At 34.0% G+C, this 22928-nt stretch carries 18 protein-coding genes and 3 tRNA genes; 15 read left to right on the forward strand and 6 right to left on the reverse strand.

All coding sequences use genetic code 11. The features are described from left to right. The first annotated feature begins 137 nt into the window (after positions 1–137). From ACMV0E_RS00540 to hemW, 3 genes are read left to right on the forward strand one after another with little or no spacing between them, the layout of a single operon-like run. The gene (locus ACMV0E_RS00540) at positions 138–2582 is read left to right on the forward strand and encodes an ATP-dependent Clp protease ATP-binding subunit (protein ID WP_416084430.1); all 2445 of its coding nucleotides are present in this window, start codon (positions 138–140) and stop codon (positions 2580–2582) included. Further along, the gene (lepA, locus tag ACMV0E_RS00545) at positions 2575–4371 is read left to right on the forward strand and encodes a translation elongation factor 4 (protein WP_416084431.1); all 1797 of its coding nucleotides are present in this window, start codon (positions 2575–2577) and stop codon (positions 4369–4371) included. Before ACMV0E_RS00540 ends, lepA begins: the two co-directional genes overlap by 8 nt. Then, positions 4352–5512 (forward strand): radical SAM family heme chaperone HemW, encoded by a 1161-nt coding sequence (gene hemW / locus ACMV0E_RS00550; protein ID WP_416084432.1) that lies wholly within the window; start codon positions 4352–4354, stop codon positions 5510–5512. Before lepA ends, hemW begins: the two co-directional genes overlap by 20 nt. Here hemW and ACMV0E_RS00555 read toward each other — a convergent pair. Then, positions 5505–6269, reverse strand: coding sequence for a DUF4388 domain-containing protein (locus ACMV0E_RS00555; RefSeq protein WP_416084433.1), 765 nt, complete (start codon positions 6267–6269; stop codon positions 5505–5507). The genes hemW and ACMV0E_RS00555 overlap by 8 nt on opposite strands. A 99-nt stretch (positions 6270–6368) precedes the next feature. On the opposite strand from ACMV0E_RS00555, the gene rapZ reads away from it, so the two are divergent. The 10 genes from rapZ to ACMV0E_RS00605 all read left to right on the forward strand — a co-directional run bounded on the left by rapZ (position 6369) and on the right by ACMV0E_RS00605 (position 13544). Continuing rightward, positions 6369–7241, forward strand: a complete 873-nt coding sequence (gene rapZ, locus ACMV0E_RS00560) for an RNase adapter RapZ (protein WP_416084673.1) — start codon at positions 6369–6371, stop codon at positions 7239–7241. After that, entirely contained in the window at positions 7225–8535 is a 1311-nt protein-coding gene (locus tag ACMV0E_RS00565; protein WP_416084434.1) for a gluconeogenesis factor YvcK family protein, read from the forward strand. Before rapZ ends, ACMV0E_RS00565 begins: the two co-directional genes overlap by 17 nt. After that, positions 8532–9362 (forward strand): DNA-binding protein WhiA, encoded by an 831-nt coding sequence (gene whiA, locus ACMV0E_RS00570; protein ID WP_416084435.1) that lies wholly within the window; start codon positions 8532–8534, stop codon positions 9360–9362. The genes ACMV0E_RS00565 and whiA overlap by 4 nt, the downstream gene beginning before the upstream one ends. Beyond that, positions 9352–10590, forward strand: coding sequence for an RNA polymerase factor sigma-54 (rpoN, locus tag ACMV0E_RS00575; RefSeq protein ID WP_416084436.1), 1239 nt, complete (start codon positions 9352–9354; stop codon positions 10588–10590). The genes whiA and rpoN overlap by 11 nt, the downstream gene beginning before the upstream one ends. 122 nt (positions 10591–10712) lie before the next feature. Continuing rightward, on the forward strand, positions 10713–11723 hold the full coding sequence (gene gap, locus ACMV0E_RS00580) for a type I glyceraldehyde-3-phosphate dehydrogenase (RefSeq protein ID WP_416084437.1): 1011 nt from the start codon (positions 10713–10715) through the stop codon (positions 11721–11723). A gap of 14 nt (positions 11724–11737) precedes the next feature. Further along, a complete protein-coding gene (locus tag ACMV0E_RS00585) occupies positions 11738–12928 on the forward strand; it encodes a phosphoglycerate kinase (RefSeq protein WP_416084438.1) in 1191 nt (396 codons plus the stop codon). Positions 12929–13059: 131 nt separating this feature from the next. After that, on the forward strand, positions 13060–13293 hold the full coding sequence (gene secG, locus ACMV0E_RS00590) for a preprotein translocase subunit SecG (RefSeq protein ID WP_416084439.1): 234 nt from the start codon (positions 13060–13062) through the stop codon (positions 13291–13293). Positions 13294–13302: 9 nt separating this feature from the next. Then, positions 13303–13387 (forward strand) — tRNA-Leu (locus ACMV0E_RS00595). Positions 13388–13390: 3 nt separating this feature from the next. Then, positions 13391–13465 (forward strand) — tRNA-Val (locus tag ACMV0E_RS00600). Between the two features lie 3 nt (positions 13466–13468). Further along, a tRNA-Phe gene (locus ACMV0E_RS00605) sits at positions 13469–13544 on the forward strand. A gap of 59 nt (positions 13545–13603) precedes the next feature. Here the strand turns inward: ACMV0E_RS00605 and ACMV0E_RS00610 are convergent. After that, positions 13604–14881: an HD-GYP domain-containing protein gene (locus ACMV0E_RS00610; protein WP_416084440.1), complete on the reverse strand. Its 1278-nt coding sequence runs from the start codon at positions 14879–14881 to the stop codon at positions 13604–13606. A gap of 572 nt (positions 14882–15453) precedes the next feature. Here ACMV0E_RS00610 and ACMV0E_RS00615 point away from each other — a divergent pair. Next, positions 15454–16101 (forward strand): DUF5752 family protein, encoded by a 648-nt coding sequence (locus ACMV0E_RS00615; protein ID WP_416084441.1) that lies wholly within the window; start codon positions 15454–15456, stop codon positions 16099–16101. Further along, complete coding sequence (locus ACMV0E_RS00620; protein ID WP_416084442.1) at positions 16094–17314, forward strand: glycosyltransferase; 1221 nt, start codon at positions 16094–16096, stop codon at positions 17312–17314. The genes ACMV0E_RS00615 and ACMV0E_RS00620 overlap by 8 nt, the downstream gene beginning before the upstream one ends. A gap of 131 nt (positions 17315–17445) precedes the next feature. Here the strand turns inward: ACMV0E_RS00620 and argH are convergent, their stop codons facing one another. The 4 genes from argH to ACMV0E_RS00640 form a co-directional block, all read right to left on the reverse strand. Next, entirely contained in the window at positions 17446–18642 is a 1197-nt protein-coding gene (gene argH / locus ACMV0E_RS00625; protein WP_416084443.1) for an argininosuccinate lyase, read from the reverse strand. Continuing rightward, a complete protein-coding gene (locus ACMV0E_RS00630) occupies positions 18614–19888 on the reverse strand; it encodes an argininosuccinate synthase (protein WP_416084444.1) in 1275 nt (424 codons plus the stop codon). Before ACMV0E_RS00630 ends, argH begins: the two co-directional genes overlap by 29 nt. A 9-nt stretch (positions 19889–19897) precedes the next feature. Continuing rightward, the gene (gene argR / locus ACMV0E_RS00635; RefSeq protein ID WP_416084445.1) at positions 19898–20353 is read right to left on the reverse strand and encodes an arginine repressor; all 456 of its coding nucleotides are present in this window, start codon (positions 20351–20353) and stop codon (positions 19898–19900) included. 168 nt (positions 20354–20521) lie between these two features. Continuing rightward, positions 20522–22777, reverse strand: a complete 2256-nt coding sequence (locus ACMV0E_RS00640) for a bifunctional alpha,alpha-trehalose-phosphate synthase (UDP-forming)/trehalose-phosphatase (protein WP_416084446.1) — start codon at positions 22775–22777, stop codon at positions 20522–20524. Positions 22778–22928: the final 151 nt, after the last annotated feature.

The following is a 22928-nucleotide window of genomic DNA, read 5'->3' on the forward strand; positions in this document are numbered from 1 at the left end:
ATTTATTTAAGTTAAATTTTTTAATGAAGCGTAAACAAACATTTATTCGCTTGCATTTTCAAAAAACACGAATATAATTTCAAAATCCCCTTTTAAAATTTTAAAAATTCGCTACAATATTATTAGGAGATGATTTTATGAATTGGAACAATTTAACAGAAAGAGCACAAAAGGCGATTTTAATTGCCCAGGAAGAGGCTCACAATCTCGGGAATGATTATCTCGGGACGGAGCATCTATTGCTTGGACTTATCAAGGTTGAGGAAGGTATTGCATACAATGCGATTCTCAATATGGGCGTTGATCCAGAAGAGGTTGTTCTGAGAATTGAGAACTTCATTAAGGAAAACAGGAATTTTACTGGAAAGACAAGCGATGAGGTAATTCTTACCCCACGTGCGAAGAGAGTACTTGAACTTGCTGAGCGTGAGGCGATTAATCTTGGCGATAATTATATAAGTACTGAACATATTCTTCTTGCAATTCTTCATGAGGGCGGTGGTGTAGGAGTAAAGATTCTTCAGGACTTAGGAGTTGATATACAGAAGTTTGAGGAAACAATTTATTCAATGATTGGCGAAAAGTCAACAAGAGATGCAATGAAAACTTCTGAATTTAGAGAAACAAAGACACCAACTTTGGACCAATTTTCAAGAGATCTCACTTATCTTGCTTCTCGTGGCGAACTTGATCCTGTCATTGGAAGAGAATCTGAGATTGAGCGAGTCATTGAAATCCTCATGCGAAGAAAGAAAAATAATCCTGCAATCATTGGAGATCCAGGAGTTGGAAAAACCGCAATAGTTGAAGGCCTTGCGCAAAAAATTGCAGATAACGATGTTCCTGATTTACTTAAAGGGAAAAGAATTGTATCTTTAGATCTTGCATCTGTTATTGCAGGGACAAAATACAGAGGCGAATTTGAAGAACGAATGAAAAAGATCCTTAAAGAAGTTGCAAAGACAAATAGGAGTGTAATTCTTTTTATTGATGAATTCCATACGCTTGTTGGAGCAGGAGCAGCTGAAGGTGCAATTGATGCATCTAATATATTAAAGCCTTCATTGGCAAGTGGTGAGATTCAAGTTATTGGTGCAACGACCCTTAAGGAATATAGAAAATATGTGGAAAAAGATCCTGCACTTGAAAGAAGATTCCAGCCCGTTTATGTTAAAGAGCCTTCAATTGAAGAGGCAATTCAAATATTAAAAGGTATCCGTGAGCGATATGAAAAATTCCATGGAGTGAGAATCCCAGATGAAGCAATTGAACTTGCAGTCAAGCTTTCGGTAAAATACATAAACGACAGATTTCTTCCAGATAAAGCAATAGATGTTATTGATGAAGCCTCTGCAAGGTTGAAACTTCAACTTTCGAAAAATTCTGAGATAAAGGAACTTGAAAGAAAAATTAAAGAAATTAAAGATAGAAGATTCCAAGCAATAAGAGAAAAAAGGCTTCTTGAAGCTGAAAGACTTAGAGAAGAGGAGAAGAATCTTCTTAATGCTTTGAGGCTCATAGCAAGTGAAAAGGAAACAGAAATTCCAATATTAAGTGAAGAGGATGTGCGTAAAGTGATAAGCCTTTGGACAGGAGTGCCAACTGAAAAAATGGTTAAAGATGAAAAAGAACGTCTTGTCCATATGGAAGAAGAGTTGCATAAGCGAATTGTTGGTCAGGAAGAGGCTGTTAGAGCAGTATCGCGTGCAATAAGACGTGCTCGATCTGGTTTGAAAAATCCTAATAAACCAATTGGCACATTCCTGTTCCTTGGACCAACCGGAGTTGGTAAGACTGAGCTTGCTAAGACTCTTGCAGAGTTTCTTTTTGGAAATGAGAATTCACTTATTAGACTTGATATGTCTGAATACATGGAGAAATTCTCAGTTTCAAGGCTCATAGGATCTCCACCTGGATATGTTGGGTATGAAGAAGGTGGTCAATTAACAGAAGCAGTTAGAAGAAGACCATATTCTGTTGTTCTATTTGATGAAATTGAGAAAGCACACCCTGACGTCTTCGATATTCTTTTGCAAATAATGGATGAAGGAAGGCTAACTGACTCACAAGGAAGAACTGTCGATTTCAAAAATACTGTCATAATTCTTACTTCTAACTTTGGAACAGAGAGCCTTAAAGAAAAAAGCGTTGGTTTTGAATTAGGCAATACTATCGAGTCCTTTGAGGAAAAAAAGAAGAAATTATTATCATCCCTTAAAGGATTATTTAAGCCTGAATTCTTAAATAGGCTTGATGATATTATTGTTTTCTATCCACTTACGCTTAAAGAGATTGAGAAAATTGTTGATATTATCATGAAGAGAATTGAGAAAAATGCTTCTGAAAATAATATTGGAATCGAACTTACAGAAAAGGCTAAAGAATACCTTGCAAAAACTGGCTATAGCCCTGAATATGGCGCAAGGCCATTACAGAGACTTATAGAAAAGGAAGTTGAGGATCCAATTGCTGTAAAAATCCTCCAAGGTGAAATTAAGGAAGGAAGTCTTGTTGTTGTTGATTACAAAGAAGACGAGGGTATTATTTTCGAAATAAAAGAGAAAGTTCCATCACATGGATAAAATTCGTAATTTCTCAATCATTGCACATATTGATCACGGAAAATCTACACTTGCTGATAGATTTTTAGAAAAGGGTGGGCTTGTTGTTAAGGGAGAGCAAATTCTCGATAGTATGGAACTCGAAAGAGACAGAGGTATAACTATACGAGCCCACCCCGTTAGCCTTGATATAGAGGTAGAAGGCAATAAGTATCTTTTTAATCTCATTGATACGCCAGGACATGTGGACTTTTCTTACGAAGTTTCAAGAAGCCTTAAGGCATGTGAAGGAGCAATCCTTCTTGTTGACGCAACGCAAGGAGTTGAAGCACAAACCATTGCAAATACATATCTTGCCTTGGAGAATGACCTTATAATAATTCCTGTGATAAATAAAATTGATGTAAAAGATGCAGATATCGAAGGCACTGCAAAAGAAATCGTTGATATTCTTGGTTTTAAAGAGGATGAGATTCTCAAAATTAGCGCTAAAACAGGCGAAGGTGTAGATGATCTAATCGAAGCAATCATAGAAAGAATACCAGGACCTCAAGGTGATCCAAATGCACCGCTTAAAGCACTTGTATTTGACTCTCATTTTGATACCTATAAAGGAGTCGTCGTATACGTGCGTATTAAGGATGGGACAATAAAAAAGGGTGATAGAATTAGATTCATGTCTAATGGAAAAGAGTTTGAGGTCGAAGAGGTTGGGATCTTTAGACTTAAAATGGAGCAAACTGATATGCTTTCCGTAGGTTCTGTTGGATACTTTACTGCTCTTATAAGAGATCCCCTTGATGTTCAAATTGGCGATACAGTAACACATTCAGAGAATCCTACAAAAGAACCAGTTCCTGGATTCAGAAAAAATGTCCCAATGGTTTTTGCAGGTATATTCCCACTTAACACAAACGAGTTTGAGGAATTAAAGAAGTCTCTTGAAAAACTTCACCTAAATGACCCAGCATTTACTTTTGAGCCAGAGTCTTCAGAAGCGCTTGGATTTGGTTTTAGATGTGGTTTTTCAGGACTTTTACATATGGAAATAACAATTGAAAGATTGAGAATAGAATTTGGACAAGAAATTATAGCAACTATCCCAAACGTAGAATATGAAGTTGTTTTAAGAGATGGTCGTACCATTACAATCGATAACCCTGCCAAATTTCCAGATCCTTCAAATATTCTTGAGATAAGGGAGCCAATAGTGGATGCTTCAATAATGATTCCACCAGATTACATTGGTAATGTAATGGATTTAATTACAACAAGAAGAGCAGTTTATAAAGAGATGCTCTATCCGGAAGAAAAAAGGGTAATTATTCGTTTTGAGGTGCCATTGCAGGAAATAATTACTGACTTTTTTGATACTTTAAAATCTGTTACACGAGGCTATGGAACACTTGATTACGAATTCGTTGGCTTTAGGAAAGCCGATATTGTTAAAGTTGATATTTTGATAAATAAAAAGCCTGTTGATGCTCTCTCCTTTATGGCACACGAGGATAAAGCTTATTATATTGCTCGATCAATGCTTGAAAAGATGCGAAAAGTTATTCCAAGACAGATGTTTGAAGTAAGCTTACAGGCTGCCATTGGAAGTAAAATCATTGCTAAGGAACGAATAGTGCCGTATAGGAAAGATGTACTTGCCAAATGTTATGGCGGAGATGTGACTCGAAAGCGAAAACTTCTTGAAAAGCAAAAAGAGGGAAAGAAAAAGATGAAGATGGTTGGAAATGTTGAAATCCCACAGGAAGCATTCTTCTCGATCCTTTCGGTAAAGAGTGGAGAAAAAGAAGAATAGAGTTTTTGAGGGTTTTGGGCTTTATATACATTTTCCATTTTGTATAAAAAAGTGTTCTTATTGTGACTTTGTATCATATCAGTTTCATAAGGAACTTTCACAAAAATACTTTTTATACCTTAAAAGAGAAGTTGAACTTTTCTTAGAAAAATTCCCAAAGGAATCTATTAAAAGGGTGCAAACAATTTATATTGGCGGTGGCACACCCAGTCTTATAGAGGCTGAGCAGTTATCTAACTTTTTGAGTTTTTTAAAGTGTCATTTTGACCTCTCAAATCTTAAAGAGTTTACAATCGAAGCGAATCCCGAAAGTATTGAAAAAGAAAAGTTTAAAGCATTCAAAACCCTTAAAATAAATAGAGTAAGTATTGGCGTTCAATCTTTTAATGACGAAACACTAAAAATCCTCGGAAGGGTTCATGATAGTAAAACTGCAATAGCAAAGTTTGAGCTCTTACGTTCACTTGGTTTTGATAATATTAATATTGATCTTATATTTGCCTTACCTAACGAATCGTTTGATACCGAGATTAATTCTTTAAAAAAAGCTATTTCTTTGAAACCAGAGCATATTTCTTATTATGCACTTATGCTCGAAAGAGGGACACCTTTAAATAGGATGAAAAGAAAGTTCAAATTTCCCGATGAAGAAACTTGGTTAAATGAATATAAATATGGAGAAAGGTTATTGGAAGACAACGGATATATTCACTATGAGATATCAAACTACGCAAGAAAATCCTTTGAATGCGTTCATAATATTTCGTACTGGAGAAGTTTTCCATATTTGGGGTTTGGAATATCAGGGGGTGGCTTTTATAATTCCATTCGTTATGTGAATGTTAGGAGTTTTGATAAATATTTTAAAAGACTTGATGAGGGAAAATTACCACATTCTTTTCGAAAGAAACTTTCCGCTTTAGAATTGAAAAGTGAGTTTATTTTTATGGGTCTTAGGCTTCTTGAAGGTGTATATTTTGACGATTACTATTATAGATTCGGGAGTTTTCTTCTTGAAGACTTCAAGGAAAAGATTGAAAAATTGAGAAATTTCAATTTACTGAAAGTTCTAAAAAATAAAATTGCACTCACCGAAAAGGGAGTACAGTATGCAAATGTTGTATTTCGTGAATTTATTTAGTTTTCTTACGTAAAGAAATTTTTCCGTTACTTACTAAGTATCTTAAAATTTGTCTTCCTTCTCTGAGTGTAATTCCCATCTCTTTGCATATTGTTTGAAAATCCTTACGTCCATCAATTTTATTGTAAAAGGTTATATTCCTTTCACCGTAAATCGGGGTATTGACTGCATACCATCCAGTTTCTTTTACGGGAATGACAAGGTCCTCTTCTTTTAATATATCCTCTTTTTCAAAACTCATTGTGATAAGACCCTTATCAAAAAGGGAAGAAAGGATCTCAAGAGTTTTCATTTCTCCCATGGGGGAATTCATAAGCAATCGCAAAAGTGTCGTGGGCTCTCTTACAAGTGCAAGTATTTTCCATTCCTCAGGTGTGAGTTTTACTTCTTCTGATTGTGATTCACCTATGTCGAATACGATATCGTAATTTGGAAATCTCTTTTTTAGTTCATCCCAGCGTTTTAAGATGTTATCTATGTCCTTCGCGAGAACCTGAAGTTCTTTTGCTTTTTCACCTTCTTTTACATCGTCCGTCTTTATGAACTCAAATTTGCCTGATCTCAAACCTGCAGCCTTCTCAAAAGAGGAAATTGGATCTTTATCTCCTTCAGCATTAACAATGACTCCGTCTTTAAAGTAGAGAAAAACATTAGTTGAGTCTCCAATGATTGCAAGTTTTCCTGTCCCTTTCATTGATTGAACTAAGTTTAATATACCTTTAAGATCAAGCTCACTTAAATCCCCAGTTAAAGCCATTTTTAGCCTCCCTTTTTAAGATTTAAATTTACTGTTTTTATTATATTGTATTTTTATAAAAACTCAAATGGCGTGTATAATATTTTGATGAAAGATCGAATAAATTTTGTAATTATAACTGGATTAAGCGGAGCAGGTAAAACTAAAACAGTGGGTGTAATGGAAGATTTGGGTTACTATTGTATTGATAATCTTCCACCAACTCTTATAAATGACTTCATAAAAATTGCTCAAAGTACAGAGGGAAAGATTAATAAAATATGTGCAGTAATTGATATAAGAAGCAAAGATTTTTTGAAGCAATTTCCACAAATCGTAAGAGAATTAAAAAAAAGAGAAGATATAAACATTAAAATTATATTTCTTGAGGCATCAGTTGAAACGCTTGTAAAAAGGTTTTCAGAAACAAGAAGAAAGCATCCTTTTGATGAAACTACTTCGGTAACACTTGAGGAAAAAATCAAAGAAGAGATGAATTGCCTAATGCCTATAAAGGAAATGGCAGATATTGTGTTAGATACTTCAAATTTCAAAGTCCAGGATCTTAAAAGAAAAATTATAGAAATTCTCACATTGCCTAAAGAAAAAGCTCTTCATATTACAATTATTACGTTTGGGTACAAATATGGTGTGCCGCTTCAATCTGATCTTGTGTTTGATCTCCGCTTTATTCCCAATCCCTTCTATGAAGAAGAACTTACATTAAAGTCTGGACTTAACAAAGAAGTTCAAGATTTTGTTTTGAGTTTTGACGAGACAAAAGAATTTTTAAATAAACTCATGGACTTTTTGCTATTTCTAATTCCCTACTACATAAAAGAGGGAAAGTCCTACCTTACGATTTCGCTTGGTTGCACAGGAGGTCATCATAGGTCTGTTGCAGTCGGAAAAATTTTATCTCTAAAACTTAAAGAGAAGGGTTTTAATGTTTCTGTAGTACATAGGGATTTGGAAAATGAAGATAGAAAATAGCAGATTAAGATTTCTTTTACCGGGTTTAAAATTAAAAAGATACGTAATTCTAATTATTTTGTCTATTCTTCTTCTTATGTATGGGATTTTTGTATTCTCAACAGTTCTCTCTCAAAATGAATATTTTATGAACAGCTTTCTTTATCCTGGGAAATATTTCGATGTGCCTTTCGAAGGTTTTTATATTCAGATTGTATCTGTTCTTGTGATTATTGCTTCCATTATTTTGCTTTATATTGGTATTTCCTTGCTTGTTCAATCAGTTGCAAAGGCGCTTGTGCCAGACAAACCTTATGAGGAGATAATGAACCTTCTTTTTGAAAGAAGGAAAGAGAGTCTCAAGAAACGTGTTGTAAATATAGGTGGTGGCACTGGCACTACAGCAGTTCTTGAAGGACTAAGAGGAAAATTTTTAAAAATTTCCGCTGTAATAACTGTTGCGGATTCAGGAGGTTCCTCGGGAAGGCTTAGACGTGAATTAAATGTCCCACCCCCAGGAGATATAAGAAACTGTCTTCTTGCGTTGACAGATGAAAATTCCCTTGCAAGGAAGATTCTTTCCTATAGATTCAATGCTCCTAATTCTTGCCTTGATGGTCATAATCTTGGAAATATTCTAATAGCAGGACTTACTAAAGTTACAAATGATTTTGGGGATGCTGTTCTGAAACTCTCAAAACTTCTTAACATAGACGGTGAAGTTTTACCATTTACAGAGGATGAGGCCATTCTTTGTGCAGAGTTTGAGGATGGAGAAATAGTTGAAGGTGAAGCAGAGATTACAGAAAGAGGAAAGAAAATAAAAAGAGTGTTTTTAAAAAACGGAGAAATTAAACCTTATTTACCCGCCTTGGAGAGAATATTAAATGCAGATGTTATTGTGATTGGCCCAGGTAGTTTGTTTACAAGCATTATGCCACCTTTATTAATCCCTTCAATTGTTGATACAATAAGGAGGTCAAATGCCATCAAGATCTATGTTGTTAATGCAATGACTGAGCATGGCGAAACTGATGGCTTTACGGCCTCTCATCATGTGAAAGTTATTGTTGATACTATTGGTGATGGGGTTTTAAATTACGCTATAATAAACACTAAAGAATTTTCAAAGGAAACGCTATCAAGATATAAACTCTCAAATTCTGAACCTGTTACACCTGATGTAGAAAATGTTTCTAAGCTTGGAGTCAAACCTATATTAGGTTATTTTGCAAAAGAAAGAGGTGGTCTCATACGACACGATCCAGAAGCACTGGGCGAGATAATAATGAAATTAGTGCAAAAGAGAGCTTGAATATAAGACTTAAAAGAGAGCTTTCATCGGTTAATGAGGAGCCTCTTTTCGAGCTTTATGGTATAGCAGTGGGAAATGGACACATTGTGATATCAAATGAGAAGATGCTTAAGTTTTCTTCACGTGAGTTATTCGTTATAAGAAAGATAATTTCACTCTTTAATGATCTTAATATAAGAAGGGAAAAAGACATTATTTCTACTGAACGAGGTATTTATGAAATAATTTTTTCTAATGTTATAGAAGAATTTGAAATTGATAAAATTTTTGAGTCAGTGAAACATGCAAAGTCAAACGAAAAGAAGGCATTTTTGCGCGGAGTTTATATTGGCTGTGGAATTATTTCAACGCCCCCTTCATATCATCTTGAATTCAGATTTGAAAAAGACACTGAGAGAGATTTTGTCTCTATTATTCTTTCTCAATTTAAGGTTAAGCATTCTGTAAAGCCTGGAAGGATTTTTATAAAAGGCCGCGAGAATATAAAGGATTTTCTGTATGTGGTGAAGGCATTTCATATTTATACTGAACTTGAGGAGGATGCCGTTGAAAAATCTGTTATAAATGAGGCAAACAGACTTGCGAATTTTGAATATGCGAATCTAAAAAGGCAAACAAATTCTGCCTCAAAAGAAATAAAAGCCATAAAATCACTAATTGAAAAAGGAAAATTTGATAGTCTTGATCCAGATCTTAAGGAAGTTGCTATTCTAAGGCTTGAATATCCCTTTATGTCTCTAAGAGAACTCTCAGAAAAAACAAAAGGGCGGTTTTCAAAACAGGAAATTTACTATAGGTTGAAGAAGATTGAATCCTATGGAGAATAAAAGTAGAGCAAAACAAGTTTTAAGGCAGAAGTTTTTGCCATACCTTGTTTTAAAATCACACATATTTGAACTTCCAAATCTTGAAATTAACAAATACATAGAAGAACTAATTGAAAGTAATCCTTTTGTTGATGAGAGTGATACTGTTGTTTATGAAGAATTTGAAGGAGTTACAGCACCTCAAGATGATGATATATATAGTTTTCTTAAGACTCAAATTGAAGTTTCTCCAATAGACGAGAGAATTAAAGAAATAGCTTTTAAAATTGTTGATAATCTTGATGAGTGTGGTTTTTTGACAGAAGATGAGAGAAAACTTATAAAAGATCTTGGAATAAAGGCAAGTGATTTCAAGAAAGCACTTGAATTTGTTCAGACTCTTGAACCTATTGGAGTTGGTGCAAGGAATATTCAAGAATATTTTATTATTCAATTATCAAATGAAGCAGAAATATCAACTGAAATTAAAAAATTGATCCAAAAAGACCTTGACCTCCTTATGAATGAAAACTATAAAGAACTTGTAAGAAAATACAAGATCTCAAAAGAAGAACTCTTTTCTCTAAGAGAAAAATTACTTTCAATGGATGTATGCCCTGCAAAGGAATTTAAGACCGTGAATTTTGTAAGTCATTTCCCAGATGTTATTGTCGAAAAATACGATGATAGTTTTAGAGTTGTAGTAAATAAGTCTTCAAGAAGGATTATCCGTCTTGTAGAAGATTATGCAAAATTGATAGATAAGTTGCAGGACAAAATTGAAAAAGAGGAACTCGAGGATTTATTAAACAGAGCTCGGTGGTCAATACATGCGATTGAAGAAAGAGACAATCTACTTGAAAAAATTGCTGAGAAAATAGTTTCCGAAAATAAAGATTTCTTTAAAGGGGTTGGTGAGTTAAGGAAATTCTCAATAGAAGATTTTGTTTCAAAGGATTTTGACTATTCGACAATTTCAAGACTCATTCAGGGGAAATATATTCTAACCCCTATTTCAATGTTTCCCCTACGTTATTTTTTTAGACACAAAAACGAGAAATTTGACGAGGAGAAAATTCTTTTATTAATTAAAGAAATAATTGATGGAGAAGATAAAGCTCGTCCATATACAGATGAGGAAATTGAGAAGATCTTGAAAGATAAGGGATATGATATAAAAAGAAGAACAGTTTCAAAGTACAGAGAGAAACTAAAGATTCCGAATTCCTCAAAAAGGAAAGTTTCGTAGTTTGATTAAGTATTTATTAGTTATTTTTTACACAAAGTTGTAAATTCTGGTATTGACACGAATTTGTATTTTGCTAAAATATTTTTAGTTTTGATTTTAGTAAAAAATTTAGGAGGTAAAATATGGCAAAAGTCGCAATTAATGGTTTTGGAAGAGTTGGAAGACAAGTATTCAAAAGACTTACTGAGGTCTATCCCGAAATTGAAATTGTAGCAATTAATGACCTTTTCCCGCCAGATCAGCTTGCTTTCCTTGCCAAGTATGATTCTAACTATGGCATTTGGCAAAAGGATATCAAATTGGAAGGAAATGAGCTTGTTGTTGATGGAAGAAGAACCAAGATGTTTGCCGAAAAAGATCCAACAAATCTTCCTTGGAAAGATCTTGGTGTTGATATCGTAATTGAATCATCTGGTGCATTTACTAAGAGAGAAAAGGCAATGCTTCATGTGCAAGCCGGAGCAAAGAAGGTCATTATTACGGCACCTGCCGAAGGAGAAGACATCACAGTTGTTCTTGGCGTAAACGAAAAACTACTTGATATGGAGAAACATGTCATTATTTCAAATGCTTCTTGCACCACAAACAGTATTGCACCAGTTGTAAAAGTAATTCATGATAAGATCGGTATTGAAAAAGGATTCCTAACAACAACTCATTCTTATACTCAAGACCAGAGGCTTCTTGATTCACCTCATAAAGATCCAAGAAGAGCAAGATCTGCTGCAACAAACATTATTCCAACAACTACTGGAGCAGCAAAAGCAGTTGCACTAACGATACCAGAACTTAAAGGAAAATTGGATGCCATGTCTTTGAGAGTTCCAACACCAACTGTCTCCATATCTGTTTTTGAAGCAGTTTTAAAGAGAAATGCAACTGCTCAAGAGGTAAATGCTTTCCTTAAAGAAGCTTCTGAAACTTACATGAAAGGAATACTTGGATACACCGAGGAACCTCTTGTTTCCTCAGATTTTAAAGGAACAACCTTCTCTGGGGTTGTGGATGCACTTTCTACAAAGGTAATCGACGGCAATCTTTTGAATGTTGTAAGTTGGTATGATAATGAGTGGGGTTATTCTTGCCGAGTTGCTGATCTTACAAAATTGATAGTAGAAAAAGCAGGATATTAATTTAGGAGGCTGTGATGAATAAAAAAACCTTAAGGGATGTAGATGTTGCAAACAAAAGGGTCCTTGTAAGGGTTGATTTTAATGTTCCTATTACAAAAGATGGAAAAGTTCTTGATGATTTTAGAATTTTGAGTGTCCTTCCCACTATTAATTATCTGAGGGAAAAAAACGCTAAAGTGATTTTAATGAGCCATCTTGGACGACCAAAAGGAAGAGATGAATCACTCAAGATGGACCCTGTAGCAAAAGCCCTTGAGGAGTTAGCTGGGTTCAAAGTCTATAAGCTTGATGATTGTATTGGAGATGAAGTTAAAAAATTTATTGATGAGAATCTCAAGCCCGGAGAAGTTGTCCTCCTTGAAAATCTCAGATTCTACAAAGGTGAAGAAGATAATGATCCTGAATTTGCAAAGGCACTTGCAAGTTTAGGTGATATTTTTGTAAATGATGCGTTCGCAACTGCCCATAGAGTTGCTGCATCTACTGTTGGTATTACACAGTATCTGCCAGCTGTTGCAGGAACTCTTATGGAAAAAGAAATTGCTACTCTCTCTAAATTATTAGAATCACCTGAGCACCCTTATATTGCTGTTTTAGGAGGGGCAAAAGTTTCTGATAAGATTGGTCTTATTAAAAATCTTCTTAACAAAGTTGACGAAATACTAATTGGCGGTGGAATGTGTTTTACCTTCCTTAAAGTCCAAGGTTACAATATTGGAAGATCTCTTTGTGAAGATGATAAACTTGATGTTGCAAAAAATCTTTTAGAGGAAGCAAAATTAAAGGGAGTTAAGATTGTTTTACCTGTTGATATAGTTACTGCACATGAGGTTAAAGAAGATGGTTATGCAGGAGTGTTTGATATTGAGGATATGAAAAACGATCTTATAGGAGTTGATATTGGTCCAAAGACAATTAAACTCTTTGAAAATGAACTTGCTAAGGCAAAAACGATTGTTTGGAACGGCCCGCTTGGAGTTTTTGAAATTGAGAAATTTGCTCAGGGAACATTTGAAATTGCAAAGTTTATAGGTGGACTTGATGGAGTTACAACGGTAGCAGGCGGTGGAGAAACAGTTGCGGCATTCAGAAAATTTAACCTTCAAGATAAAATTACGCACTTGTCTACTGGTGGCGGCGCATTCCTTGAGTTCCTTGAAGGAAAAGTACTTCCTGCAGTTGATGCATTAAACGACAAGGAATAGCTTTTATAGGTTTTTTAAGCCTACCCCGAGAGGGTAGGCTTTTATTTTTTACAGATTTGTTGAATTTTGTCCTTAAACCTCTTGAAATTTCTTTTGAAATCTATATAATACATTAGAAGAAAGGAATGAATATGAGTACATTTGCGATTGTGTTGATAGTTTTAGATTTAGTTTTTGCATTAGGCACTACTTTGTCGATCCTTTTAATGGATCCAAAAGGTGCTGGACTTGGTGCTATTTCAGGTGGCGCAACGATTTTCCATAATAAGACTGCAAAGGATATTTTGTTAGAGCGTTTGGCTACCGTTTTTGGCATACTATTCGTCCTTACTACAATATTTTTAAACGTATTTAAAGTCTTTTAGGCTTTTTGTGCTGGGATGGCGGAATTGGCAGACGCGCACGTTTGAGGGGCGTGTGGGCACTCCCGTGTGGGTTCGACTCCCACTCCCAGCACCATGTGGGCGGATAGTTCAACGGTAGAACGCTTGCCTTACACGCAAGAAGTTAGAGGTTCAAATCCTCTTTCGCCCACCATGTGCCGAGGTAGCTCAGTCGGTAGAGCAGTGGACTGAAAATCCACGTGTCGGCGGTTCAATTCCGTCCCTCGGCACCATTTTTACATTCAATGCCATAAGTTTTTAGCCTTACGTATCTATAAATTTTTTAAAAAGATCAATATAAAACACCTGATTGTGAAAATTTTTCATATTCTCTTAAGGCTTCAGTTTGAGAATATATGCGTGCCTCATTTACTTTAGCGATATTTTTCTTTAAAAGCTGAACAGTGTATACATCTAAAATATTGTTTTGGGACATGTTCTCTATAATTTTTAATGCTTTGTCTACATCCATTCCTGCTCGGTAAGGGCGGTCTTCTGTAAGAGCTGTAAATACATCTGCAACACCCATGATCCTTGAACCTAATGGAAGATCAAAGGCGCTTAGGCGAAATGGATAACCAGAGCCATCAAGTCTTTCATGATGAAAAGATGCCCAACGATTTATTGTTTCGAAGTTTGGAATACAGGAAAGTATTCTATATGTGTAATAAGTATGACTTTTTACCACGTTAAATTCCTCTGTTGATAATTTATCAGGTTTTTCTAAAATTTCTTTAGGAACTGCAAGTTTTCCTAAATCATGTAAATAACCTGCGATTTCCATTGTAGTACATTCCTTTTCCGAAAAACCTGCCAATTTTGCAAGCTCTACAGCACATGTTGAAACGCTGCTTGAATGGATAGCTGTAAACCTACTTCTAAAGTCAACAATGTGCATAAGAACTTTTGCAAAATTGCGAATTGATTCAATATCAAAAAAAGCAAGCGGTAAATTGTGTATCTTATTCAACTCATCATCAAGGTTAGGAGATACAACATCCAGCCAGAGGTATTCTCTGTTAGATATCTTTACAAATTCGTTAACAAGCTCAGGACTAAATACTTTACCTGAAAGACCTTTTATTCTCTCTACTATACCTCCAACTTGACCTAAAACTTCGTGGTTGTAGTCAATAAGTGCCGAAATGCGGTCTGCAAGGTGTAATATATGACTTTCGATAGGTATACTTTCGCCATTTTTTTCTCTTCCTGCTCCATAATCCCATGGAACATGGTGATATCGTATTATGTATGCTTCATCCGTAAGTTCTTTAAAATCTTTGAGAATTAAATATCCCAATTCTGCGTGCTTGTTATAAGATGAATCCTCATCAAAATTTAAAACGTCTAATCTTTCTTTTAAAGAAAGACCTCCGATGTCATGTAATAGACTCGCCAAAAACAGCTTTCTTCTTTGCTCTATGCCTAATCCTAATTCTTTGCCAATATTCCAAGCTATATAGGCGACCCTCTTTTGATGATTCACCAAGGTTGGGCTAATTGCGTCTATTATGCTTGATACACTCAAGGCAAAATCAAAGAGTGAAAAATGGAAGTCTTCTTTCAACATATAAGATCCTCCCATTTTTAATAATTTAATATCTATCCTTACTTAAATTTTACCTTTTTAGGTCTATGCAACAATACTATCTCTCACCCTAATATTATATCATTGAAAATTAAAAATCTATAATTATTGCTTTTCATAAAAAACTTATTCTTTTAATTCTCGGTTTTCCTAAATTCCTTAGCTTTTTGTGGAATAGGTTTCAATTATTATGATTTTTGTGCTCTTTTCCTTTTGAAATTAATGATAGTATTTTTGTTTTGCCTTTTTATAATATTCAACAAATTAGGTTTCTGATTATGCATTATAGTTGTTCTTGGTTAAAGACGATTTCTAAAATAAATAAGTTTATTATATATTTTATACCTCATCTCTTATGAAGGAATCCGTCTTGTAAGTTAAATTGCATCTCATAAAGGCAACCTCGTAAACTTTAGAAGTTCTATTGGTCATTATGACTAAGATTCTCTTAAAATACATTGTTCAAGAACTTAATGCTGGTGCCCTTAAGGGCTAATTGAGAATCTTTGATAAAAATATTATTTTGGTTATAATTATGCAAGGTAACGAAGGCGATGGGAGAAAAAGATTTTAAATTTTTTACAAGCAGTGAACTTGTATTTCTAACCGGAAGAATGGCTAAAAATCTTTCGGAGCTTCGTGAAGGCGTAAAGGTATCAAGCGATTCAACAATTTTTTATCATACACATCGATTCCTTATTCAACATCAATACATTTCGCCTGAACCTCCAAATGATTTTGCTTATTGGGTTTCGAATATTCTTCTTGAAAGACTTGTAGGTGAAAAACTTGCAGCCATTGACCTTATAGAATTTAAAACTATTCCAGAAATTAGGAACAGGATAATTAAAGTATTAGAAGAAAATGTGGAAACGAAAAGCCCAAGAACCTGTCCTCAGGGTATGGAATTCCATTTTATGTATTCTCATATCTTTGTCATAGATACAGGTAAAAGAGCCTCGAATCTCAAAGAATTTGTTGAAATTCTAAGGGTGATTCCTCTAAGATCAGTTTATTATCATATGTTTCAGTCACGTCTAATGCTTGGAAGAGGTGAAAATGATTTTTCTATATGGATAAAAGAATCTTTGGGGGAGGATAAGCTTGCTAATGAAATTTCACGAATTGATCCTTATACCTATACGCTAGAAGGATTAAGGAATAAGTTAATTAGATTAATTTTGGAGTACAATCATGGCTAAAATTGATGATTATAGAGGTATAGTTTCAGACGAAGCTATAGATGAAATATATTCAATTTCAAAGCATCTTCAAGGAAAGGTAATTCAAAATATCAATTCAACAGCTGTTGGAGGTGGTGTTGCAGAGATTCTTACAAGAATGATTCCGCTTTTAAAAGAATTAGGTATTGACGCTCATTGGGATGTTATTAAAGGCACAGATAGATTCTTTACAATAACAAAGAAGATGCATAATGCTCTCCACGGAGTGGATTTAGAAATAACTGAAGAAGAATTCAATTATTTTCTTGAAGTTAACAGAGAAAATTTTTCAATTTTGAATAGCGATGCTGATATTATATTTGTACATGATCCGCAACCTGTTGCGCTTGTGGAAAAAAAGAAGGAACTTAAAAGCAAGTGGCTTTGGAGATGCCACATCGACTTTTCAAATCCAAAAGAAAAAGTTTGGCAGTTCCTTAAAAATTTTATTGAAACTTATGATGCCGCAGTGTTTTCAGCTCCAGCCTTTGCACGTGAGCTTTCAATACCACAGGTATTAATTTCTCCTTCAATTGATCCTTTGAGCGATAAAAATAGAGAATTAACAGGAAATGAGATTAATGAGGTTTTTGAGCGTTTTAAAATTGATCGTAGTAGGCCTATAATAACACAAATTTCTCGATTTGATTATTTGAAAGACCCAATTGGTGTAATTGAAGCATATAAGCTTGTTAAAAAGCATCTTGATTGCCAGTTAGTACTTGCAGGAGGTGGTGCAACTGATGATCCAGAAGGTGAAAAGGTTCTAAATGAAGTAATGGACAGAGCCTCGTCTGATCCTGATATTCATGTACTTCTCCTTCCGCCGGGTTCAGATGTTGAGATAAATGCACTTCAAAGGGGATCAACGGTCGTTTTACAAAAATCATTAAAAGAAGGTTTTGGTCTTACAGTTGCGGAGGCACTTTGGAAGGCAAAACCCGTTATTGCTTCCGCTGTGGGCGGAATCCCTCTTCAAATAACTCACAAGTATTCAGGCATCTTAACCTTAACAATCGAAGGCACTGCTTATTGGATAAAACAATTGATTCAAGCTCCAGAGTTTGCTTACAATCTCGGAAGAAACGGAAGAGAACACATTAGGAATAATTTCCTTATCACAAGACATCTAAAAGATTATATGCTTACCTTCCTTTCACTCCTAACTGAAGGTGAGGTAGTTGAGTTATAAGGTTATTGTTATCTTTTGTCTTAAGGATTTTTTTCTCTAATCTTACAGATCTTTTATTTGTGTAGAATTTACTATAATCTAAGTAGATATATTTCCATCTTCTTTTATATTTCCGTCTTCTTTACTTACTTTTAATCTTTTGGTTTTGATAAATTCCTTTTAACTATCTTGTAAGCTTCTCTAAAGGGCAATCCATTTAAAACAAGTTTATTAACATTTTCCGTTGCATACATTTCTTTTGTAATAAGTTTTTTTGCTTTTTCTTCATCAATTTGAATTTCAGAAAAGGTCTTTGCCATTATATTTATTGTTTTTATTGCCGTCTCAAAAACTTCAAAAATTGCTTCTTTCGTGAATTGCAAATCTCTATGGTATCCTGATATAAGATTCATTGGCAAAATATTTAGCCATTCTTCAAGTATTATGATTTTACTATAACTTCCTCTTGCGATTTCAAAAATATCTGGATTTTCTTTGTTTGGCATCATTGAAGAGCCTGTTAAAATTTCTTTTGGCAACTTTACAAAACCTATCTCATCAAAAGAAAATAAAATTAAGTCAGTTGATAATTTATTTATATCATACATTATCATTGAAATTGCATGTGCAATTAGACTTTCAAATTTTCCACGACTATTTTGTACATAAAGGGGATTATTTTGAGTTCTGCTAAAATTAAGTAGTTTTGTTGTATATTCTCTATCTACTTCGATAGCAGGGATTCCAAAGCCAGCACCACTTCCAAGGGGATTTTGGTCAACAAAATTTTTTACAGTCCTTAATAGTTTAAGATCATCCCGTAGACTTTCAACAAAGCTTCCGATCCAAATGTTTACAGTTGTAGGTATTGCCTTTCTTGTATGAGTTAAACCAGGAATAGTTATTGATCCAAATTTTTCTTCGAATTTCTTTAGGACTTTAATGAATTTTTTTGTTGCTTTTTCTACCTCTTTTAATTTATCTTTATAAAATAATCTAAGCGCAACCATTACTTGATCATTTCTTGACCGTGCAGTGTGTATTTTTTCTCCAAGTTCCCCCAGTTTTTGAGTAAGATAATTCTCAATTTTTGTGTGCATGTCTTCTTCTTCAATTTCAATTTTAATTTGGTTATTTTCTGCCTTTTTTAAAAGTTCATTCAATATGTCTAAAATCTTTTCTTTCTCCTCTTCACTTATAATTCCGATTTTTGCAAGCATTTTTGCATGAGTAATGGAGGCAAGTATATCATAATTGATAAGCTTTTCATCTATTTTATTATCTTTGTAAACGGTAAAACTTAAAATTTCCTTGTCTATTTTATTTGAAATATCCCACAGTCTTCCCATATAGTCTTTTTCTCCATTTATAAGGATTTTTTTCCCTAAGTACAATCGAATGCACCTTGAGACGTGTTGCATGGATATTAATAAAACCCTTGGAATCTTCCGGACTAAAATTGCTTATTGAATCCATGCTTGCTAACTCTTCATCGTATAGAGATGTTGGAGACCATCTTGCTATTGGGATAACGTTTCCCTTATAAATGGATACTATTACGTATCCATCAATATTTTCTTGTGACTTTTCTATACTGGCAAAAATAAAGTCCATTTCAGGTGAAAACCAAAAACCATTATAGATAAGTTCCGAAAATTTTACCGATAGCATGTCTCTTAGGTGCATTACTTCTTTGTCCATCGCAATTCCTTCAAGATCACGATGTGCAATCCAAAGAATTGTAGCTCCGGGTGTTTCGTATATACCTCTTGATTTGATACCTATAAATCTGTTTTCAACCATATCCAATCTTCCTATTCCATTCTCGCTTCCAATAGAATTTAAATAAGAAAATAGCTCAAGAGGATCTTCCTTTGTGGTGCCATCATTTAAATTCTCAACTTTTGTTGGGATCCCATTTTTGAAATGAATTTTAAGCAATGTTTCAACGTCTTTCGCTTTTTTTGGTGGAAGAGTTTTAGAAAATATATCTTCTTCTGCAATATGTAGTGGATCTTCAATGATACCTGCCTCGTGGCTAATATGCATTAGATTCTCATCCTCCGAAAATGGTTTTTCTTGGGTTGCTTTTATGGGTATACCATGTTTTTTTGCAAAATTAATTAAATCACTTCTTCCTTTAAACTCATTTAGAAATTCTTTGTCCTTCCAAGGTGAAATTACTTTAATTGTGGGGTTTAATGCATAATATGTTAGCTCAAATCTTACTTGGTCGTTACCTTTTCCCGTTGCACCATGTGCTACAAAATTTGCATTTTCAATCTCTGCAATCTCGATTTGTTTTTGTGCAATGAGCGGACGCGCAAGAGCTGTTCCTAAGAGATATCTTCCTTCATAAATTGCATTGCCCATAAGTGCAGGGAAAATGAATTCTGTTACAAACCTTCTTTTTAAATCCTCTACGTAAACTTTTGAAGCTCCTGTTTTAATAGCCTTTTCTTTGATTTCTTCGAAATTTTCATTCTGTCCTACATCAGCTACAAATGCAATTACCTCATAACCCTTCATTATGAGCCATTTTAAAATAACAGAAGTATCGAGTCCCCCACTGTAGGCAAGAACAACTTTTTCCACTTTTACCTCCTATAAAAGTCTTTTTAAAAATTCCACTATTTTTTCTGTATATTCTTTTCTTGTTACTATAAGGATTGTGTCATCTCCTGCTACTGTTCCGACTATACCTTCTATTTTCATTGTGTCGATAAGACTTGCTAGGCCACTTGCATTTCCTGGGGATGTAAAAACAAGCACTAAATTTCCCTCAAAGTCGATTCCTCTTGCAAAGTTTTTAAATGCGACTCTAAGGTTTTCTTGGGAATTTTGTTCTTTTTGATTTCCCAGAGCATAAAACGATTCACCATTTTTTCTAATTTTTAATACGTTGAGTTTTTTAAAGTCTCGTGCAATAGTTGCTTGAGTAACTTTTATTCCAAGTCTTTTTAACTCTTCTTGCAATTCTTTTTGGTTATGAATCCTTTTTTTCAATAAAATTTCTTTTATTATTTTGATTCTTGATGCAACATTATTCATATTTTTCATAATTTGGTATAATTATACACATTCTTTTTGAAATTGCAATTACAAAATCAAATCTTTAAGAAAATTTAATAAAAATTTTTTAGTTAAAAGGGTTAAGAGGCTGTATAAATATTGAAATAGGAGTTTAGGATTTTAAAGGCCGAATTTACGAAATATTGCAAAAATTAATTATCTCTTAAATAAATTTCTTATGTAATCAATTACGTTGTATTTCTTTTCTTTTGGTTTTACTGTGAATGTTTTTAAAAGTAATGTGAGGACATTCAATAGTTCATCTGAAGAATTTACGAAATAGTTTGCATTGGTATAAGTTGCATTTCCCACTTTTACAGTAATATATCCGTATTTGTTTCCGACTTTAAAAGCCTCTTCATCTACATAATCGTCGCCTGCAATAAGTGCAAAGTCATAACCTTCTTTTGCTATCTTAGAAATAAAGATTCCCTTGTTTAATTCTTGAGCCTTTATTTCAATGCCTTTGTTTATCTTTGTTACATAGGCGTTTGTTTGGGCAGTAAGTTGGATTAGTATATCGAACATTTCTCTTAGTGCGCTTTCTCCAACATTTGTAGGAGTTGCTCTTACATGAAAGACAAGAGAGAATTCTTTTTCTTCAATTGATGAATTGGGAATCCTATCTTTGTAAAGTGCTAATACTTTTTGGATATCTTTTTTGAAAGATGTATCAACCCAATCAAAGGTCTTTTCCCAATCTTTGTGAGGTGCTTTTATGAATGCACCGTGCTCTGCTATGAGAGTGAAGTTTACCTTATTAAAAAATCTTTCAAGGTCTGTTTTTGTCCTTCCGCTTGACACCGCAACAAATACGCCATTCTCAGTGAGCTCATTTAAGATATCTAAAACTTCTTTTGATGGAAATGTCTTCGATCTGTCTATACTAAACGGGACAAGTGTACCATCGTAGTCGAGGATAATTGCTTTCCTTTTTGAATTTGTAAATTGACTTTTTAATTCCTCAATGTTTTTATAATCAAGATAGATTGGCTTTTTTTGAGGCTTATATTCTGATAGTTCTTCAAGAAAATCTGTTGTCCATTTCTTTATATCATTTTTCTTGAGATACTCAATCATAATTTTATTTCTTTCGTAAAGTTCGTCCTTACTTAAAGAAAGAGCCTCTTTTAGAGTATCTGCAATGGCGTCATAGTCGTTCGGATTTATAATAAATGCGGTTCTCAAATCTTCTGATGCACCAGTCAATTCGCTTAAGATAAGTGCTCCTTTAGGATTTGCTGCAATATATTCTTTTGATACCAAATTCATTCCATCTGCAAGGGATGTTACAAGGAGTGCATCACCTACAATGTATAGGGGGACTAATTCTTCAAAAGGAAGGTTTTTAAATAGGTATTGAATTGGTGACCAGTCAATTGTGCTGAATCTTCCGTTAATTTTTCCTATAAGTGAATCTATATATTCTTTTGTCTCATCATATTTTTCAACGCCGATTCGTGATGGAACTATAACAACTATAAATAAAACATTCTTATGAAATTCCGGATATTTTTCAAGAAATCGTTCAATTGCAAGTAACCTATTTATTATACCTTTTGAATAATCAAGTCTATCAATTGAAAGAACAATCTTTGAACCGTGTGAAAGTTCCTTAAGTTCTTTAACTTTTTTCTTTATTTCGGGAAGTTCCTCTGCCTTGTTGTACTTATTAAAGTCAATACTTATCGGAAAAGTATCAGTTTGTACACGCCTTCCCTCTATATAGATATTTTTAATATCATGTTCTATGGAATATGTGCTTCGGACTGTTTTTATGAAGTTTTGCTGATATTGATATGTGTGAAATCCTATGAGATCTGCGTTTAATACCCCTTTAAGGATTGCTTCTCTCATATATTTTGGTATGAGTTTGAATATTTCATATGGTGGAAAGGGTATATGTAAGAAGAAGCCAATTAAAACATTGGGCTTTTCCTTTTTAATGAATGATGGAAGAAGCATCAAATGGTAATCGTGTACCCAAAGTAAATCATCATCTTCAAGAATCTTTAAGGTTGTTTCTGCAAATTTTTTATTAATTTCTACATATTTTTCAAATTCGTCTTCTTTAAATTTTGCAAAGTTGGGGAATGAGTGGAAAATGGGCCATAAAGTGCTATTACAGAATCCAAGGTAAAACTTTTCCATTTCTTCCTTTGAAAGGAATACAGGTATAGCATTAAGATTTTTAAGGAGGTACTCGTAGACATTTTCTTGGTTAACCTCTTCAATCGTTTCTCCTGGCCAACCAACCCAAAAATAGTCTTTGCTTTCTGTAATCTCAAGAATGGTACCAATTGAAGCAGAAAGTCCTTGAACAAGCCCACCTGGGCTTTGCTTGAAAGTTAAATTTTGAGCATCTTTTACTGCATAAACAGGCAATCTATTTGATGCAATTATAAGTTTCATATTTCCATTATACAAATTAATGAAAAGTGCGCAAATTCTTATATATTTGAATTAGTTTAATTGGCAGAGTTGGTTTTTGTTTAAAATAAGACAACTTAAATAACCCTTTGTTTATGTAGAGGTCTTATAAAAATTCAGAGCAAAGGACATA

Source organism: Caldisericum insulae (genome assembly GCF_047785965.1).
GTDB lineage: Bacteria > Caldisericota > Caldisericia > Caldisericales > Caldisericaceae > Caldisericum > Caldisericum exile_A.